Origin of the sequence: Longimicrobium sp. (assembly GCF_036554565.1) — a bacterium.
Taxonomy (GTDB): domain Bacteria; phylum Gemmatimonadota; class Gemmatimonadetes; order Longimicrobiales; family Longimicrobiaceae; genus Longimicrobium.
Genome location: NZ_DATBNB010000065.1, coordinates 1 through 2,209, shown reverse-complemented (window position 1 = coordinate 2,209; position 2,209 = coordinate 1). Strand labels below are relative to the sequence as shown.

Annotated in this window: 2 protein-coding genes; both read left to right on the top strand. The window is 69.8% G+C overall.

Annotated elements, in window-relative coordinates:
- The coding region (locus VIB55_RS01780) for an efflux RND transporter permease subunit (protein WP_331874946.1) at positions 1 to 972 on the top strand (972 nt) is incomplete at its 5' end.
- Complete coding sequence (locus tag VIB55_RS01775; RefSeq protein ID WP_331874945.1) at positions 947 to 1,972, top strand: GNAT family N-acetyltransferase; 1,026 nt, start codon at positions 947 to 949, stop codon at positions 1,970 to 1,972. The genes VIB55_RS01780 and VIB55_RS01775, both read left to right, overlap by 26 nt.
- Positions 1,973 to 2,209 lie beyond the last annotated feature (237 nt).

Genomic DNA, 2,209 nt, shown 5'->3' with positions numbered 1-2,209 from the left:
GCCGCGGGGGTGAGAGCGGATACGTACACGATCGAGCTGCTGCCGCCGGACCACGTTGCGCGCACGGACAGCCGCTGGATCGAGCAGAACGCCGGCAACTACACGCCGCTGGAGTTCGTCGTGCGCGCGCCGGGCGGCATTCTGAACGCGCAGGTGATCCAGGGCATCGCCCAGTGGCAGCGCCGGGCGGAGGCGCGCCCCGACGTCGGTCGGACCTTCGGTGTGGCGGATCTTCGCGCGAAACCCGGTGGACCCTACCTGTCGGCAGATGGGCGCGAGGCGCGTGTGACGGCCTTCGTGCCCATGACCAGCACGCGCGGGTTCGCCGGGACGGTGCGCGCGCTGGAGCAGGAGGGCGACCGCGTGCTCCCGAACGGGGTCACTCTGCGCGCATCGGGCTATCTGCCGCTGTACCTGCGCATCGTGGACTACGTCGTCAGCGGCACGATCTGGGGTTTGGCGATTTCCACCGTCATCGTCTTCGCGATGGTCGGCCTCCTCCTGCGCTCGCTGCCGCTGACCGTGGCCGCGGTGCCCACCAACCTGTTTCCCGTGGCGCTCGTCTTCGGCATCATGGGATGGACGGGCATTCCGCTGGACATCGCCACGGCCACCATCGGCGCCATCGTGCTGGGGATCGCCGTGGACGACACCATCCACTTCCTCTTCCGATATCGGGCCGAGCGGCAGGCCGGGCTTTCGCGCGAGGAGGCGGTCGGGCGCACGTACCGCGAAACGGGGCGCGCGGTCGTTTTCGCGTCGATGGTGCTCGCCATCGGGTTCGCGGTGCTGGCGACGAGCAGCTCGCAATCCATCGCCTATTTCGGCATCGTGGCCTCGCTTTCCATCGTCGGCGCGATGCTGGCGGACCTCTTCCTTCTTCCCGTGCTCCTGCTCTTCGGCGCAAGGAGTCCCGCGAAGCCCATCCGCACGTCGATAGGAACGGATGAAAACCGAGGAACCGACGGTTGAAGAGTTCGGGCCCGACGACCCGCGCATCGCGGCGTTTCACGCGGTGCGCGACGATGTGGCCTATCCCACGCCCGACGAGCCGGTGCCCGTGGGCATGCGCTGCCTGGTGGCGTTCCGCGGGGGCGCTCCCGTCGCAAGGCTGTCGTACGGCACCGGCCAGGATGTGGGGGAGGTTCCCGGCCCGTGCGCGCTGATCGGCCACTATGAGCGCACGGATCGCTCGGCCGGCGTGTGGTTGCTCGACGAAGCCGTGATCCGCGTGTGCGTCGGGCACCAGTTTCATGCGCTGGGGCCCATCAATGGCAGCACGTGGGGGCGCTACCGTCTGGCGCTGCCGCCCCGTACGGAGGATGAGGGTGACGCCGAGCCGCCGTTCCTTTCCGAGCCGTGGAACCCGCCCGACTATCCGGCGGATTTCGAGGAGGCCGGCTTTCGGGTGGTCGCGACGTACGAGAGTGCGATCGTCGAGGATCTCGCCGCCGCCGATCCGCGCCGCGACGAATTGGCCGAGCGGGTGAGGGCGCGCGGGGCGACCATCCGCGCGCTGGACCTGGACCGGTTCGACGACGAGCTGCGCGCGATCTTCGAGTTGAGCCGCACCGCGTTCGCGGAAAACCTGTTCTACTCGCCGATCGAATTCGACGAGTTCCGCGCGCGCTACCTGCCGCTGCGCCCGCTGCTGGATCCGGAGATGGTGCGCCTGGCGGAGGATGCGGACGGGCGGCTGCTGGGGTTCGTGTTCGCGTTCCCGGACGTGCTCTCGGCCGAGCCGGGCGGACGGCCGACGCGCGTCGTTCTCAAGACGCTCGCGTCGGCACCGGAGGCGCGCGGGCTGGGCTTGGGGACGTTTCTGACGGATGAGGTGCGGCGTGTGGCGCACGAGAAGGGGTATCGATCCGTTATCCATGCGCTGATGCAGGCGGACAATGAGTCCGTTCGCATCTCCCGCCACAGCGCGCGCGTGTTCCGGCGGTACGCGCTGTACGAACTGGTGGATTGATGGACGCGGCTCCGTGGGGGCCCCTCCCCCCGGCCCCCTCCCCCGGCAAACTGCGCCGGGAGAGGGGGAGAGTTCGGTGGGGGTTCGACGGGGTTGGCGGCATGCTGCGGGTGCCCCCTCTCCGGGCCTCTCCCCCGCAAACTGCGCGGGAGAGAGGGGAACTTCGCCCGGGGTTCGATGGGGTGCCTCGCATGCTGCGGCAGCCCCCTCCCCCCGGCCCCCTCCCCCGCTTCGCAG